The organism is Rhizobium sullae, assembly GCF_900169785.1.
Classification (GTDB): domain Bacteria; phylum Pseudomonadota; class Alphaproteobacteria; order Rhizobiales; family Rhizobiaceae; genus Rhizobium; species Rhizobium sullae.
Genome location: NZ_FWER01000014.1, coordinates 79,684 through 95,330 on the forward strand (window position 1 = coordinate 79,684; position 15,647 = coordinate 95,330).

General features: G+C 58.4%; 16 protein-coding genes and 1 pseudogene. 7 read left to right on the forward strand and 10 right to left on the reverse strand.

What is annotated here, in order from left to right; translation table 11 throughout:
- Positions 1–12: 12 nt before the first annotated feature.
- The 3 genes from BN1800_RS14530 (at position 13) to BN1800_RS14540 (ending at position 2,228) form a co-directional block, all read left to right on the forward strand.
- Positions 13–1,170, forward strand: coding sequence for a YcaO-like family protein (locus tag BN1800_RS14530; RefSeq protein WP_086998628.1), 1,158 nt, complete (start codon positions 13–15; stop codon positions 1,168–1,170).
- Positions 1,167–1,865 carry a TfuA-like protein gene (locus tag BN1800_RS14535; protein ID WP_086998631.1) on the forward strand — a complete coding sequence of 233 codons (699 nt, stop codon included), beginning with the start codon at positions 1,167–1,169 and terminating at the stop codon, positions 1,863–1,865. The genes BN1800_RS14530 and BN1800_RS14535 overlap by 4 nt, the downstream gene beginning before the upstream one ends.
- Positions 1,866–1,970: 105 nt before the next feature.
- Positions 1,971–2,228: a hypothetical protein gene (locus BN1800_RS14540; RefSeq protein ID WP_179213793.1), complete on the forward strand. Its 258-nt coding sequence runs from the start codon at positions 1,971–1,973 to the stop codon at positions 2,226–2,228.
- Positions 2,229–3,385: 1,157 nt separating this feature from the next.
- Here the strand turns inward: BN1800_RS14540 and BN1800_RS14550 are convergent.
- From BN1800_RS14550 to BN1800_RS14585, 8 genes are all read right to left on the reverse strand, one after another.
- Positions 3,386–3,832 carry a GNAT family N-acetyltransferase gene (locus tag BN1800_RS14550; protein ID WP_027511384.1) on the reverse strand — a complete coding sequence of 149 codons (447 nt, stop codon included), beginning with the start codon at positions 3,830–3,832 and terminating at the stop codon, positions 3,386–3,388.
- 323 nt (positions 3,833–4,155) lie between these two features.
- Positions 4,156–5,118, reverse strand: a complete 963-nt coding sequence (locus tag BN1800_RS14555; protein ID WP_086998726.1) for a sugar kinase — start codon at positions 5,116–5,118, stop codon at positions 4,156–4,158.
- A gap of 18 nt (positions 5,119–5,136) precedes the next feature.
- On the reverse strand, positions 5,137–5,958 hold the full coding sequence (locus tag BN1800_RS14560; RefSeq protein WP_027511382.1) for a carbohydrate ABC transporter permease: 822 nt from the start codon (positions 5,956–5,958) through the stop codon (positions 5,137–5,139).
- Positions 5,958–6,893: a carbohydrate ABC transporter permease gene (locus BN1800_RS14565; RefSeq protein ID WP_086998637.1), complete on the reverse strand. Its 936-nt coding sequence runs from the start codon at positions 6,891–6,893 to the stop codon at positions 5,958–5,960. The genes BN1800_RS14560 and BN1800_RS14565 overlap by 1 nt, the downstream gene beginning before the upstream one ends.
- Positions 6,893–8,224: an ABC transporter substrate-binding protein gene (locus tag BN1800_RS14570; protein WP_086998639.1), complete on the reverse strand. Its 1,332-nt coding sequence runs from the start codon at positions 8,222–8,224 to the stop codon at positions 6,893–6,895. Before BN1800_RS14570 ends, BN1800_RS14565 begins: the two co-directional genes overlap by 1 nt.
- 54 nt (positions 8,225–8,278) lie before the next feature.
- Positions 8,279–8,938 (reverse strand): GntR family transcriptional regulator, encoded by a 660-nt coding sequence (locus BN1800_RS14575; protein ID WP_086998642.1) that lies wholly within the window; start codon positions 8,936–8,938, stop codon positions 8,279–8,281.
- Positions 8,939–8,961: 23 nt separating this feature from the next.
- Positions 8,962–9,843 (reverse strand): dihydrodipicolinate synthase family protein, encoded by an 882-nt coding sequence (locus BN1800_RS14580; RefSeq protein ID WP_086998645.1) that lies wholly within the window; start codon positions 9,841–9,843, stop codon positions 8,962–8,964.
- 140 nt (positions 9,844–9,983) lie between these two features.
- On the reverse strand, positions 9,984–10,217 hold the full coding sequence (locus BN1800_RS14585) for a DUF1127 domain-containing protein (protein WP_086998648.1): 234 nt from the start codon (positions 10,215–10,217) through the stop codon (positions 9,984–9,986).
- A gap of 91 nt (positions 10,218–10,308) precedes the next feature.
- Between BN1800_RS14585 and BN1800_RS14590 the strand changes: the two genes are divergently transcribed.
- Both BN1800_RS14590 and BN1800_RS14595 read left to right on the forward strand, forming a co-directional pair.
- A complete protein-coding gene (locus tag BN1800_RS14590) occupies positions 10,309–11,187 on the forward strand; it encodes a LysR family transcriptional regulator (RefSeq protein ID WP_086998650.1) in 879 nt (292 codons plus the stop codon).
- Between the two features lie 319 nt (positions 11,188–11,506).
- Positions 11,507–12,268, forward strand: a complete 762-nt coding sequence (locus BN1800_RS14595; RefSeq protein ID WP_086998652.1) for a phosphotransferase family protein — start codon at positions 11,507–11,509, stop codon at positions 12,266–12,268.
- Between the two features lie 61 nt (positions 12,269–12,329).
- Here BN1800_RS14595 and BN1800_RS43895 read toward each other — a convergent pair whose 3' ends face one another.
- Positions 12,330–12,527 (reverse strand): helix-turn-helix domain-containing protein, encoded by a 198-nt coding sequence (locus BN1800_RS43895; protein WP_086998655.1) that lies wholly within the window; start codon positions 12,525–12,527, stop codon positions 12,330–12,332.
- 167 nt (positions 12,528–12,694) lie between these two features.
- Complete coding sequence (locus BN1800_RS14605; RefSeq protein ID WP_086998658.1) at positions 12,695–13,309, reverse strand: class I SAM-dependent methyltransferase; 615 nt, start codon at positions 13,307–13,309, stop codon at positions 12,695–12,697.
- A gap of 435 nt (positions 13,310–13,744) precedes the next feature.
- On the opposite strand from BN1800_RS14605, the gene BN1800_RS14610 reads away from it, so the two are divergent.
- Both BN1800_RS14610 and BN1800_RS42345 read left to right on the forward strand, forming a co-directional pair.
- Positions 13,745–15,181, forward strand: a complete 1,437-nt coding sequence (locus BN1800_RS14610) for a DUF6880 family protein (RefSeq protein WP_086998661.1) — start codon at positions 13,745–13,747, stop codon at positions 15,179–15,181.
- Positions 15,182–15,236: 55 nt separating this feature from the next.
- Positions 15,237–15,330: pseudogene (locus BN1800_RS42345) on the forward strand (thioredoxin); the annotation flags it as partial.
- Positions 15,331–15,647 lie beyond the last annotated feature (317 nt).

Genomic DNA, 15,647 nt, shown 5'->3' on the forward strand with positions numbered 1-15,647 from the left:
TCCGATCGGGCCATCTCGCCGTCGGAGACGCTCACTCGCGTCGAGCCGTTTCTGGCTGATTTCGGCATTACCCGTGTCGCACGTCACACGGGTCTCGATCGCATCGGAATACCGGTCTGGTGTGCCTATACGCCCAATGCGCGCTCGATCGTCGTCGCTCAAGGCAAGGGCCTGAGCGACGACGATGCGAAGGTGTCGGCCGTCATGGAGGGCTTGGAACGGGCCATTGCCGGCAATCCTTCCGTCGATACTGTCCAAACAAGCGCGCGTCGCCTTCAGGAATCCGGCTACAGATTCGAGAAGCTGAACTGCCTCATCGGTCTCCACCAGAACGATATCGGCGACGACGAAGAGATTGAGTGGGCGCTTGGCAGGGAACTCCTGTCAGGGACGGAGATCTATGTCCCTTTCGAGGCCGCGGTCCTCGACCGGACACGCGATTGCCGCTTCTGGATGTCTTCCGATGGCTTGGCGTCCGGAAACACGCTCAAGGAGGCAATGCTACATGGCATTCTCGAGCGCATCGAACGGGACGCCCATGTCCTTTGGCAGGTAGGCAATGACAGAGACCGCTATTTGCGCTGCATCGATCCACGCGGTTTCCAGGATCCTGCGCTGGATCAGTTGATCGAAAAGATCGAAACGGCCGGGCTGGTACTTCGGCTTTTTGACATGACGAGCGATATCGCCATTCCATGTTTCACCGCAATTTTGGGGCCCCATGGTGTCCGTGACGACGCAAATGTCCGGTTTGTCGAAGTGACCGCCGGAAGCGGGGCTCACCCATCGCCCGTTCGGGCAACCATACGGGCTCTAACAGAAGCGGCTCAATCCCGATTGACCTATATCAGCGGTGCACGGGACGACATATCGCCCGAGACGTTTCTTAAACCTCTCCCATTGCAGACGCGCCGTGCCTTCCAGGCTGTTCCGGCCACGCCGGCAACGATCGCGCCAACGCAGCCGCAATCTCTGTCTCAACATCTCGACCACACGCTGAATGCCTTGCGGGAAAGGCAGATAGATAACGTCATTGTCCTGGCGCTCAGCGACCCTGCGCTTCCCTTCAGCGTCGCGAAAATCTTCATCCCCGCGCTTGAAAATCCGGACGGTGGCGGCCGCGCACGCCGCTTTGGAAACCGGGCAGTTTCAAAGGCAATCATGTCATGAAGATCGTCTTCGTCGGTCCGAGCCTTCCAGACGCCGCATCCTTCGCCGGAGATGGGGTCCTCATCTACCCCCCGGCAGTTCAGGGCGATGTTCTTGCGGCCGTGCGTCGTGGTGCCGGCGTCATTGGAATAATTGATGGCGGCTTCGAGTATACGGCGCCGGTATGGCATAAGGAGATACTTTCAGCGCTTTCACAGAACGTGGCCGTGCTGGGTGCGGCCAGTATGGGAGCACTGCGCGCTGCGGAATGCCAAGTCTTTGGAATGATTGGCAGCGGCCGTATCTTCCATGAATACGAAAGCGGCGCGACTGTCGACGATGCGGATGTCGCTCTGCTGCACGGCCCCATGGAATACGGATACAAGCCTTTGACCGTGCCGCTCGTCAATGTCAGGGCAACCCTCGATAAACTTGAAAACCAGAAGCAGCTTGCGTACGATCTGCGGGTAAGACTCGAGGACAGCGCAGCTCGAATCTTCTTCAAGGAGCGGACATGGCAATCGCTAGTCGCCCATTGTGATGCAGTCAGCCCGCAGGAGCGGCGGGATCTCATTTCACTGCTTGTCTCAAATGCTGTCGATCAAAAACGAATGGACGCTCTGGCTCTTCTCGAAGCCGTTCGCGCGACGAGCAACGCCGATATGCATCGAGAGAATTCCTGGCAGATGAACGAGACATTTGTTTCGCTAGTTTAAGAGGAACACAGCATCAAATCAATTCAGGCACTAGTTGTGTCACGCGCTTTTCACGGGCTCTTTGCAGCTGTCCCCAATATGTTCGCCTTGGAATGGGAGACCGAGATGAGCACCACCTCTGCAAGCAAACCTGCCGGCTTTAGCCACAGCGCAAGATCCGTTGATGAATTGGATGAGCTTATCGGGCTCGCCCGAATGATCACGTACGCAAAATCCGCGGCACAAGATATCGAGCTCGTCAGTGCGACGCATTGGCTCGAGCTTGCACTGAAGGCAATCGCTCACGAGATCGGGGATGCTGCGGACACAGGATTGCTCGATCTGACACTGTCCATGGACGCTATAAATCTGCGAAAGCATTAAAGCTGACCTCCTTATAGATCGGCAAGAATTCGCTTGCTGGATGACAAAGTCTTCCGATCGGAAATGATTTTACGTGCTGAGCCGGCGGCCTGGCCGCTGCGACAATTTTCATCATCCGGCGTCACCGCCGGGGCGAGATAGGCTTCTCCTCTGCCGCTTCGTGCGGCGAAGATGGGTTGCGATGGAAGAAGCGTCCGAAACGGGCGATTATGTCATGAAGCCGGCGGGAGTTCGCCGGACTTGGCGGGTCGAGCGAGGCATTGAATGCCACCGGTCGCATCTGGCTCTGAAGGTCCTCAGATACCACACTACATCTTTGGGAGTAGTTGTCTCAATTCAAACGATCCCCATATGCTCCTTCGACCTTATACGTTGGGGCAAATGACCAGAAAACGGTAAGGTTAGGGCTCTCACCTTGTTGGCAGCCGGGGAGAGCTCTCACTTGCCTCAATTGCAACCGGGCGCCTAGGGCATGAGGCAGTCCCACCGGCCTTGACTAAGTGCTTCTTGGCCGTCTTATCGGTGGCCCCTGTTTTCTCTAGAGTCGATGCCTGCGTGCAGACGGTTCGGGTCTGTCGCCGATCTTGTATCGTTCGAATGGCTTAGTGACTTCGACCCTTACCCTACTCATAGGTGTTCCTTTCCATTGCCTCGGTATTCGATAATACTCGCGTCGAGCAGATCGCCGGGGTAATGAATGGACGAGTTCGGGCCTGTTACCGTCAAAAACGTCCCTTATTCGGATTTGGAGGCGCTATCCAGGTCCGTGAAGAAGTACGGTGGCATTTTCATACTCAAGGCGCCAAGCGGCGGCCCGGGAACGCCTGCGGTGGATGCTCACTGCTGGTTCCCGTCACTGGAAGACAGTATCCAATTCAAGCTTCAATGGACAAATCCCGATGATGACTAATAATGCGCGGGGCTTTCCTTGGGCAAATGCCGCCGAAGCGCGCCCTTCGGAATATGGTTATTCCGCACAACAAGCGCAATTTGCCATTGAGCTCTCGCAAAGGCTGTTTTTCTTGCGGCTCGAGCGCCAGCCTTCCTCGGTTTCAGACGGCCGATCTTCAGGTACTTTCTTGAACACCTCCGGGCTCGAACACCTAGCTGCCCTAGAGCACTTGCCCTGCTACCTGTCGGTTGCATCATCATTGCAGTTAGCCAGGCCGTTTGAGATAAACGCGAAGCCTCCTCGACGGCTCATATCCATTGCCCGTGTAGTAATTCGCGATGCGGCCGCTCTGCTGGGATACAAGCCAGATCTGCAGATAACCCATATTCCTGGCTTCGATTTCGAGGCGGCTCAGCAGGCTCGACCCAATTCCTTTTCTCTGATGGTTGGGTAATACGGCTATCTCAGCAAGATGCAGGCCGCGGCCGATCACTGATGTGTGGGGAAGGGCAAAGGCAAAGCCGATAGGCTCCTCGGCCTCGAATGCTGCCAAGCCAAGGCAGCCGGGCGTTGTTGCGAGTTCATTCAGACGCGAGGCCGCGTTCTCGAGCGACCATTCTTCATGCCAAGGAGGCTCGGCGTAAGCCTGCACGATAATCACCGCACTGCGGGCTGCCTCGACAGGGGTTATTCTTCTGAATTCGATTGGCATTCACACCTGCTACTAAAATCTCTGCTTTGTGCGACCGGACCCTGCTCCAAACAACGTGGGCTCCAGCACAAGCTTACTTCCGCGGCGTCGCCCAAACCGGGACACCGGCATCGGCGGCCCTATTTTCGTCGGACTCGCTCCACGGCACCACGGAAGCAACTAAGCACGGGCTTGAGCAAAGATGTCGTGACTTTATCGTGACACCCGTTTTGCGTGAATCGGCGGCGCCCAGAAGCGTAAGGACATGCGAGAAGATCGGAACGCGGCTGTAGCACGGCGGCTGGATCAGACGAGGTGACCCTCAAGGAGCCGTTGAAGCAAAATCACAACCGGGAAATCCGCGGCGTCCATTGTGCGAGGCAATCGGCAAGCCGGTCCCTGCCAGGGGCGCCGATGCGCCCGCCGAATACCTGGCATTTAAGAGCCGCTGCCGCCGAAGAGATGCATATGGCATCCTCGACCTGCAATTGCTGTGCAACTGCAAGTGCAAACGCGCCATGGAAGACATCACCGGCTGCGAGCGTGTCGACTGTTTTGGTAGGCATTGCCGTCATATGCATGACGCAGCTACCGTGATCGTCGTGCCAATAGGCCCCGTTCTCGCCGGCCGTGACGCTGACAAACGCCGTTGGGAAGCGCTGCTTGAGCACCGCAACGGCGGCAGCGCAATCTTCCGTCCTTGCCAGCCGGCTTGCTGCGGGCTCGGAAAAAATGATGTGGCTTGCTGCCGGTGCCAGGAACTCGATAATCCCGTCGGCAGCAACGTCGCCATCCAGGATCGCCGGCTTGCCGAGGCTTCGCGCCATCTCAAGCACCTTGAGAGCAAGTTCCGGCCACCGAACGTCAACGAGAACAGCGTCAAAGGCGGCGATGTCGGCTGACGAAACGTGTTTGACGGATCGATGCAGTTCGAGATCGTAAAAGGGGACAATAAGACGCTCACCATTGTCGTCGACAAGAATGGTCGAAACGGCAGATCTTGCGCCTTGCACTGTATGCATTCCGCTTGTGTCGATGCCGGCGGCAGAGAGATCGCCGATGATGCGCCTGCCCGTTTCGTCATCACCGACGGCACCCCAGAGGCTTGCTTTCCCACCAAGCCTGCTCACAGCGTAAGCCGCACTCGAGGCCATCCCTTCGGCGATCTGCAGCATCTCATATGGCAGGATCTTGCCTTGTCCCGTCGGCATTTCGCGAATGCGGAACAAAGTATCCAGCACGGCCGCCCCAACGCACAGCACGTGACGCTGTCGGTCGGTTGCCTTTAAAAATCTATCCGTCGTCAAAACCGCGTTGCCCGCCACTCAGCTGCCCTTGACGGCGCCGGCCGTCAGGCCTGCAACGATCTGCTTTTGGGCGAACATCGTCAGCACGAGCACCGGCAGCGTAACGATCAATGCCGCTGCAGCAAGCGGTCCCCAACTGACCTGCTCGAAGGAGAGCATGTTGTAGACTGCCACCGGCAGTGTGCGGGTTTCACGGCTGGCAAGCACGATGCCGAATACGAAATTGTTCCACGAGAAGATGACGGACAGAATGAAGGCGACAACGATGCCGGGCCTGGCGATCGGAAGAGCGACCAGCCGGAACACCTGCCATGGCGTTGCTCCGTCGATGCTTGCCGCCTCTTCGAGCTCCATCGGCGTCGTTTCGAAATAGCCAATCATGATCCAGACGACGACTGGCACGGTCACCACTAGATGAATGATGATCTGCGGCCAGAGTGTGCCGAGCAGATTGAGCCATTGGAACAGCAAGAAGAGAGGGATCAGAAAGGAAAGCCCCGGTGTCATCCGCGCGATCATAATGACCATTGCTGAACGCTCTGCCTTGAGCCGGGCGATACCATATCCCGCCGGCACGCCAATCAAAAGCGCCAGCAATGTTGCAGCCCCGGTCACGAGGATGGAATTCCAGAAATACAGGAAGAAATTGTTTTCCTCGAAGACCTTGATGTAGTTCGACCAGGCAAAGCGCTCGGGAATGAAGATCGGCGGGTAAGCGCCATTGTCGATCTCGTATTTCAGGGATAGCGAGATCATCCATAGGAAAAAGAGGATGACGGGCGAAACCATCACCAGGGCGGCAAAGAGAAGACCGATGCGGTCGAGCGTCTTGCGCTTCATCAGCGTGCCTCCGTATCCGACCAGTTCGCTCGCGCGCGCACCATCATCAGAACGAAGGAGAGCGCGACGATGACGACAAAGAAGACGACGGCCATCGCCGATCCGTAGCCGATGTCGTAGTAGGAAAAGGCGGTATTGTAGAGATAGATGTTGATGGTCTCCGACGCCGTTCCCGGTCCGCCCTGCGTCATCGCATAGATGATGTCGAAGCTTTTCACCGCATCGATGCTGCGGATGATGACGCCGATCATAAGGAAGGGCGCAATCATGGGCAAAGTGAGATAACGGAACTTCTGCCAGGCATTGGCTCCGTCGATTTCCGCACTTTCATAAGGCTCGCGCGGCAAGGCGGCGAGGCCGCCAAGCACGATCAGCATGATCAGCGGCGTCCACTGCCAGGTCTCTACCAGAACGAGCGACGGAATGACGCTTTTCTGGTTGTAGATCCATTCCTGAGGCCCAATTCCGATCAATGAGAGAAGATAGTTGAGGACGCCGAGCTGCGGATGAAACATCATTGTCCAGACGAGCGCGATGGCGACCGGGGTCGCCATCATCGGCATGACAAATATGCCACGCAGCAGTCCGCGCAGCGGGAAATGCGCGTCGAAGATAAGGGCGGCGAGCGTTCCCAGAAACAGGGGTCCGATCACCGCAAGTGCCGTATAGAGAACGGTATGCCAGAGAGATTCCCAGAAGCGCACGTCGACCGCCAGACGCAGATAATTATCCCAGCCTGAAAAGACCTGAGCCTGGCCGAGCGTCCAGCTGTTCACGCTCATCCACAGGGTGAAGACCCATGGGAAGACGATGACTGCCGCGATCACGATCAAGGCGGGAACGACGAAGGGCCAGTAGTTCGGAGCAAGCCGGCTAGGCTTGCTCCGTGCACTGGTTGGCTTCGCTTTCGCGGCTTCAATGCTTACCGAAGACATTATCCCTCGCTTCGAGCGAGTACGGGCTCGAACTGGGCCGTCGCGGACTTGAGTTCTGCGGCCGGATCTGCGCCGCCGATCATGTTCGTCAGGCCGACACCATAGATGTCCCGGAACTCGGTGACCGGGATGATGACCGGCAGGGCGAGCTGCGAAATCTTGCCGGAGCCGACAACTGCGTCGACCCATGTGCTCGGCATGGTGACGCCTTCGCGGACCTTGGCATCTTCAAGGATGGACTGACGGAACGGAACGCCAGCACCGGCCTGAAGGAGCCGGGCGCCCATGTCATGGGAAATCACCCATTGGCAGAAGAGGTAGGCGGCCTCCTTGTTCTTGCTCGCGGCCGTTACGCCGATGCCGTCGCCAAACGTGGCGGCTGCCTGTGCCTTCGGGCCCTTCGGCATGATCCCGTAGCCGACCTTGCCGACGACACGGGATTTATCCGGATTCTCGATTGGCGGTGCAAAGCCGACGCCATCGAGCCACATGCCGATCTTGCCCTGCAGGAATGCCGATTGCGCTTCGGCCCAGTTAAAGCCGGAAACACCGACGGGGGCTGCTTTCGTCATCAGGCGCTGGTAGAGCGCTGCGGCCTCCACGGCTTCATCGGATGTGGTGCGCAGTTTGCCGTCCGGTCCGAGGGGCGTCATGCCGTAACCGAGCATGAGGGCCGTCCAGACCGGGACGTTTGCGTTTTTCAGGCCGCGGGCAACGAAACCATAAGTGCTGCTCGACGCATCGGTCAGCGCCTCGGCGGCGTTTGCCATCTCGTCAAATGTCGTCGGGTAGGACAGCCCTTTCTTCTCGAAGAGCTCTTTGTTCCAGTAGACAATCCAGTAGTCGACGGAGAAGGGCAGGGAGCGCAGGACCCCGTCGGCACCCTTGGCGAACTGCAGCCCGGCTTCGGCGAAATCGCCCTCGGCCAGAGACGGATCGGTCAGCGACGGATCCTTGAGAAAGCCGCTTATATCGGCAAGCCAACCGCCCTTTTCGAACTGCCGCTTCTGAACATGGTAGCTTAAATGAACGACGTCGAAACTCGGTTTACCCGAACTGAGTTCGATCGTTGTCTTCTGGCGCTGCTGCTGTTCCGGCGTCGCCTCGGCATTGACCTTTATACCGGTCAGTTCCTCGAACTCGGCGAGATATTTGATGATGATCTCGCTGCGCGGGCTCTTGACGAGATTGACTTCCAGCGTCGTGCCGGAAAAGCGCTTCCAATCGACCGCCGCCGATGCCGGCCGCATGCCGACAAGACCTGCGGCGCCGATGGCAGCAGAACCTGCCAGAAAGCGCCGGCGGGTTGGATTCCAAAATGCAGATGACATGCCACTCCTCCTTTTTTGCCGGAGATCTCCTCATCGCCGGCTTGCTTGCTTTACCTATAATCTGAGAGCGCGGTCCCTCGCGTGGTTGATGTGCGCGACGAGCGCACTGACCGCGTCTTCCGGGGAACGCCGCTCGATGGCTTCGAGAACTTTCAGGTGCTCACCCATGACCGGTCCGACACGGCCATCGATGCGAAAACGCTCCTGGCTGATGAGGCGCATCTTGATCGAATTCACTCGGTAGACATTCGAAATGATGGTGTTGCCGAGCGCATCGATGAAGGCGTCGTGCATTCCCCAGTCCACGGCCTGGGCGTGGAGCTCCAGTTCATGCGAATTGTTTCCGCTGTTGATCGCTTCGGCGATATCCCGATGCCGCTTGAGAAGGCTGGCGATCGTCTCGTCCGAGGCCGAGCGCGTGAAGAGTGCGACCGCTTCCTTTTCCAGGAAAACGCGAAGCTGAAAGGCTTCCCGGATCAGGTTGAGGTCGATATGGGCAATCTGCAGGCCACGCTGCGGCACGGTCTTGATCAGGCCCTCGGCTTCGAGCCTTGGAATGAGTTCACGGATTGCCCCGAGCGTCAGCCCCGTCAATTCAACGAGACGGCGCTGAGAGACAAACTGTCCGGGGCGGACGTCGCGGGCCAGAAGGTGCCGGGTAAAGCTCTGGTAGGCCTTTTCCCGCAACGTCGGCTGTTCGTCCAGTCCATCCATGCGTCCCCCCTCGTACATCGTCGCTAAGCTACCTTTGTGCGAAACAGGGCGTCAAAGGCAAGCGCAAGCTGATTGCGTCCTTCGCCGGATATTGAAACGAGTGGAGGACGAACCGCAAGCCACATTTCATCGTCAGTCAGGCGCGCGACCATTGCCTTTACGGCGGGGGTTACGGGATATTTCAGGAGCTCGACCACAAAATCTTCCACGCGCGGATCATCTTGTCCCTCCTCGGCCATCCGCCTGATCTCAGGCGCAACAAAATTCGCCATGCCGGAGATCGCACCCTGGCCGCCCAGGCGCGTGCCTTTTGCCAGATGGCGCTCGTCACCGATCAGAATGACAAGATCACGATGTGCCGCGAGCAGCTTTTCGGTATAGGGCCAATCGCCGGACGAATCCTTGACGCCTGTCACAATACCGGGAAAGGCCTGACGCAGGCGGCTGATCAGCGCGACGCTAAGCGGCACCATCGTGACGGAGGGGATATTATAGACGATGATGTCGCGGGCCTGGTCTCCGAGAATGCTGAATACGGCCGAAAACCAACGGAAAATGCCTTCGTCGCTGACATTCTTGAAATAGCAGGGCGGAGCCAGGAGAATGTTGCGCACGCCTTTGGACAAGGCATGAGAAGCTTGGGCCGCTGCGTCCTCGGCGGCAGCAACCAGGACGCCGACGACGATTTGAGAGGGCTGGATGCCGGCCTCAATGAAGGCCGCGAGCACGCTTTGGCGCTCGTCGCTGCCGATCGACGATCCTTCGCCCGTCGTCCCGAACAGCGTGACGCTGGAGCAGCCCGCAGCGAGGCTACGCATCGCCTGCGCGATCATCGCATCCACTGCAATATTAGCCGCACCATCGAAAGGTGTCGCCAGCGCGACCGATAATCCAAAACGCCCCACGACGCTGCATCCTTAGCCTGACCATTCAGTAACGTTGAACTAACATGTCAGTTATGGCGCGGCAAGCGAATTCCTCAACGCAGAACAGCTTTACCAAGCCTTCTGTTACTTCGAGGTCAGCATAACGCATCACGCGCGGGCTATTTCCAGAACCAGGATTCCGATGCTTCTGCCCGTGCCTCCTCCGGCGAGACGCCGATGTCGTTCAATTGCTCGGCTGTTAGATCCAGAAGGTCGCGCCGCGTTCTGCGCTTCTCGAAATAGCGGATTATGGTCGTCTGCCATGCGTAATGGCAGCGATGCGCGACTATCTTGGTTGCTGTAGGCGGGCTCCTACTGTCTGCCTGATTCCCCAGGCTGTTCTCGGCTCTCATGTGGTTGCTCCTGACAATGGCCGAGCTTTGCGCTGGAATAGCCGCTAAAGGAAGCTTATGCTTCTGATGCAATGCATAAGGAATTCTTTGTATGCCGCTCAATCTGGAGCATCTCGCATCGTTCATCGACGTTGTCGATCTCGGAAGTTTCACGGCTGCTGCAGAGAAGGCAGGTCTTACGCAGCCGGCGGTGAGCCTTCAGATCAAGCTCCTCGAGCAACGGCTGGGCGTGAAGCTGATCGAGCGCGTCGGACGGCGCGCACGGCCGACGGCGGCTGGAAGCGGTTTGATTGCCTATGCTCGCCGGATGATGGATGAGTCGCGGGCGGCTGAAGAAGCAATGATGCCGTACCGTGACGGCACCTCAGGCCGGATACGTATCGGGAGCGGAGGCACGGCATCCATCCATCTGCTGCCGAGGGCGATCACGGCTGTAAAGAAGCGGATGCCGGGTCTCGATATCACCGTTCGCATTGGCAACACCGACGACATTCTGCGCGACCTCGAAGCGAACCTGCTCGATCTTGCGGTTGTAACGCTACCCGCTTCCGGTCGTGCTTTCGAGGTCGAGCCGTTTTATCGGGATGAACTGCTCGCCGTTGCTCCAAAGGGGAGCGAATTGCCTGATGGCGGTCCAGATGCCGCGTTCCTGCAGGAGAAGACGCTGCTTCTTTACGAAGGCGGTAACACGCGCCGCGCGACGGACGGCTGGATGGCAGCAGCAGGGCACAAGGCACGGCCGGCCATGGAATTCGGAAGCGTGGAAGCGATCAAGGAACTGGTCGCCGCCGGCCTTGGATGGTCGATCCTTCCAGGGCTCGCCTTGGAACGCGATCGCACGGATCGGATCATCACGTCACCTCTAAACCCCAGGCTCGAACGCGAGCTCGGAATAGTTCTGCGTCGGGACAAGCACCTGACGCGCGGCCTCCGGGAGATGATGAAGTGCCTCCTGGACTCCAAGGCATAGTTGAGCAAGCTTCGTCGCTGATACCATCGAGGCTGTGGACTGAGGCGCATCGTTCCGCGCGATATCTCACGATCGGGCCGAAAGCTACAGGGCTGGTCATGCTGCATTCGAGGATGCGGCTTCCCGCGATTGAGTAAGCTTCAAATCATTTCATTGTTCAGGAGTTTCATGGCGCGGATTGGACGGTATAGTCAAAATCCTCATGAGCGTTCAGCGCAAGTGAAACGCTCAAGCCGCTCGCCGGCCGCAGCAGATCCTATAAGATCTGACAACGCAGCAAATGAGCTTCGACGAAACGTAAGGTGGATTGGCCAGACAAATGTCGATTGTTCCTCAGGAATACGGCCCGCTTATTGGTGCAGGCAAAGAGGCGGAAGTCTACGGGGTCGGAGACTTGGTCCTTAAATTGTACAGGCAGTCTGCTTCCAAAGCGTCTGCATTCCGTGAAGCAGCGGCATTGTCCATAATCGAGGGGTTGGACCTGCCGGCCCCAAAAGTCCAAGGGGTTTGTCAGTTGCACGGCCGTTGGGGTCTAGTGATGACCCGGGCAGAGGGCCAGACATTTGGTGAGACCATAATGTTGCGGCCAGAAGAGTTGGCCAACCACCTTCTCATGTTGGCAAAATTGCAGGCGCAAATCCATGTGCACAGCGGCAAGGGGCTATCAAGCCTGAAAGCCCGTCTGCGATCAGACATCGAAGGCGGCATCAAATTACCAGGCACGACAAAAAGATCTCTATTGAACCGGCTTGAAGGGTTGCCGGACGGTGACCGGCTTTGCCATGGAGATTTCCATCCCTGGAACGTACTTGGATCAGTTGACGGAACCATGGTCATTGACTGGTTGGATGCCAGCCGCGGAGAACCCGCAGCCGACGTCTGCAGGACCTATGTCCTTTTGCATCACAAATTTCCCATGATCGCGGAGGCCTATCTCGAGGTGTACACCGAAGTCAGCGCGTTGGAGAAGCGGGCCGTTCTGGCATGGTTGCCCCTCGTTGCCGCCGCGCGCCTCGCCGAAGGTGTCCTGGACGAAGTGGAAAGCCTCCTGGAATTGGTTGAAGCCGCCGAAGCAAACTAACATTTTTCAGAACCAAGCATCTTAATCATCGAAATGTGCCATCGCGCATCAGTGGACGCTGCTATCCACCATTGTTGGTCCGGAGTACGCTTCGTGGCGTAATGCCAAACCGTCTTTTGAACGCCGTGGAGAAGTTTGCCGGACTGTTGTAGCCGCCAAGCGCACTGGCTTCCTGGATATTCATGGCACCGGTGGTCACGGCGGCATGAGCGTTGTCCAGACGGCAGTCGGTGACGAGACTGCACTGCCGCAATCGCAAGAATGCTTGAACACCTCTCCCCGCATGCGCGTGGAGGAGCCATTATCGAGGTGGCTAACGGGATGAGATCATCCCGTCCCGGTGCGAAGCTGCCATCGAGATCGAGTGGCTCTGTCGCAGCGAAAATCCCTCAAGCTGTCCGACGCAGTTGTGCCAAAAGGTGTTCATCACTTCGGCCGCGCACTGCCCTCATACATGTACGTCATGGGCTTCGGACCGGGCATGTAACCGGTCTGCAGCCGATCGAGGCGAAAGCCGCCCGCCTCGATCATCGCGCGGATCGGACGGTTGAGGTGGCAGCCACCGCTAATGCGCCGCCAGGCCGGCGTCAGCCAGTTTTGCCATCGGCGCACGCTCTCGTCGGGCGCGAGGCCATGTTCGACGAAGAGCAGTCGGCCGCTAGGACGGAGCACTCGCCGCATTTCGCAGAGTGCCGCACCAGCCTGCGGGATCGTGCACAGGGTCCAGGTCGTCACGACAGTGTCAACGCTCTGGTCTTCGAGCGGTATGTCCTCTGCGGAAGCCGCAAGGAAACGGACTGGGAGTTCACGTCGGTATGGCGCCTCGCGGGCCATGTCGATGAGCTGGGAGGCCGGATCGAGGGCCAGGATTTCGTGTACGCCGTATCCATAGAAGGGCAGGTTCATGCCCGATCCAACGCCGATCTCGAGAACGCAGCCCTGCGCGCCGCCGATCACACGTTCGCGATAAGGTACCAGGCGTTTGTTGCGCATCGAAAGTTGGCATAGCCTTGGCAGGATCACATCATTGTAGAAGCCCATCGCAAACCTCCCCGGCCGTCGTGATGCCTTGCTCTTCCGTTCCCGGCGCGCGACAGTCCTCAGACATCGGCATCCCCCGACCTTGCAAGGGAATGCGCGCGGATCAGGACCTTGTCGAATCCGCCTGCACCCGCCGGTGACGGCCGCAGCGGAGGCGCGTGCGTCGGATCTATCCATCGGCTATTGTTAGCTCTTCTGCTTGTCCGGCGGAAGTCCAAGGAAGGAGAGCCGGTCTCCGGGGATGCCGGCGATTGTCTAAGCATCTCGAGACGCCACACTGTGGCCTGGCCGGGCAGGCTTCTTCAACGGGTATCGCCGATCATGCGTCGGATTCCCTTGGAGGAGAGCCAAGGATTATCCCGGCGTGTCGATCCCCGACCTTGGATTTCAACCGCCATCAGGATAGCGTCGGCCCGAAACAGACAGCGAGGCCTGATGGCAGCCAAGACGACCCTCAATGCAAAAAACCTGGAAGCACTTGGCGCACAGCGCCTTGCTGAGCTGCTCCTTGAGATCAGCACTGGCAGTGCAGCGCATAAGCGACGGCTCCGTATGGAACTGGCCGGCAATCACAGTAGCGCAGAGGTCGGACGCGAGGTGCGCAAACGGCTCGCCAGCATTGCCCGTGCCCGCACCTTTATCGACTGGCGCAAGGTCAAAGCGCTGAAGACGGATTTGGAGACGCAGAAGAAGACGATAGTCGACATCGTCGCCGCTGACGACCCAAATGAGGCCTTCGAACTCATCTGGCAATTCCTTTCCCTTGCCGATTCAATCTTTGAGAGATCCAACGACGGCAGCGGCTCGCTCATTCAGATTTTTCATCAGGCTTGCGCTGACGCCGGCATCATCGCCAAGTCGGCGGGTATGGACACAGGAGTTCTTGCCAGCAAGATCTGCGCAGCGGTGCAGGATAATGGCTACGGCCAGTATGACCGGCTGATCACGGCGATGGCACCGGCGCTGGGTAAAGATGGGTTGGAACGACTGAAGACCGTATTGATGCAGTGGTCGAGGGAGCCGCAGGAAAAGCCAGTCGAGCGCGATCGCCAGGTCATCGGCTGGAGCAGCAAAGGGCCGATCTACGAGGACGAGATCTTCGGCAATCACCGGGAACTGACGGTGCGCATCGCCCTCCAGGAAATCGCCGATGCCCTTGGTGACGTTGACGCCTATATCGCCCAGCAGCCGGAGAAGAGCCGTAAAGCGCCAATGGTCGCAGCCGACATTGCCAGCCGTCTGCTTTCGGCAGGACGAGCCGAAGAGGCTCTCCAAACGCTGGACAAGGTCGACACGCTGGGCCGGTCCGACGTTCCGTTCGAGTGGCAGCTCGCCTACGTCGAAACGCTGGAGGCCCTGGAACGCGGCGACGAGGCACAAGCTTATCGATTGCAGAGCTTCGAAGCGTCGCTGAACGACGAGCACCTGCGCGCTTATCTACGCCGTCTTCCGGACTTCGATGACATGGAGGCAGAAGAAAAGGCATTCGCCTATGTCCATGCCTTTCCGGACGCTCACGAGGCTCTCGCGTTTTTCCTTCGCTGGCCAGCGCCCTCCGAGGCGGCAAAGCTGGTCATAAAGCGAAGGATGGAGCTCGACGGCGACCTGTACGGGTTGATGACGTCGGCAGCAGGAGTCCTAGCGGAGAAGTATCCGCTCGCGGCCACCGTCGTGCTGCGCTCCATGATCGACTTCACCCTCGATAGCGCACGATCCAGTCGCTATAAGCACGCGGCGCGCCATCTTGCGGAATGCGCATCCTTGGCGCGGTATATTGATGATTTCGGCAGCGCCGGATCCCACGACGCCTATCTTGCAGACTTGAAACATCGACATGGAAAAAAGCATGGCTTCTGGAACCTGTCGGCCTAAGTCCGTCCGACCTGCGAGAGATTGAGCAGGAACAGCATGACAGGACACCTTCCGGCACGCCGATCCGCTTACCTGGGGAACAGGACCGCGCATCTTCGAGGTCTTTCTCGATCCGACCTGCCCATTCTCGGTGAGGGCCTTCAACATATCGGCTTCATGGCGCGCGTCTGCCGGGCCGACCGGATATAGTGCTTTCTTCAAGGGGATGGCTATTTTCGTCCACGGATGTTTCTGGCATCGCCACTCAGGTTGCCGCTGGTGCAGCCCTCCCGCATCAAATCCGGAGTTCTGGACTGTGAAGTTCGACCGGAATGTGGCTCGAGATCAGGAGGTGCTGTCGTGGGCGCGGTCGCGAGCTGTGATTTCGACAACGATCTTGTTCGCCCGCATTCGCGTCGAGGCCCGAAATCTCGAAGGAGGGTTTCGTCAGCTTAATCGAGCACGCGCTCGGCCTTACTTGTGGAAA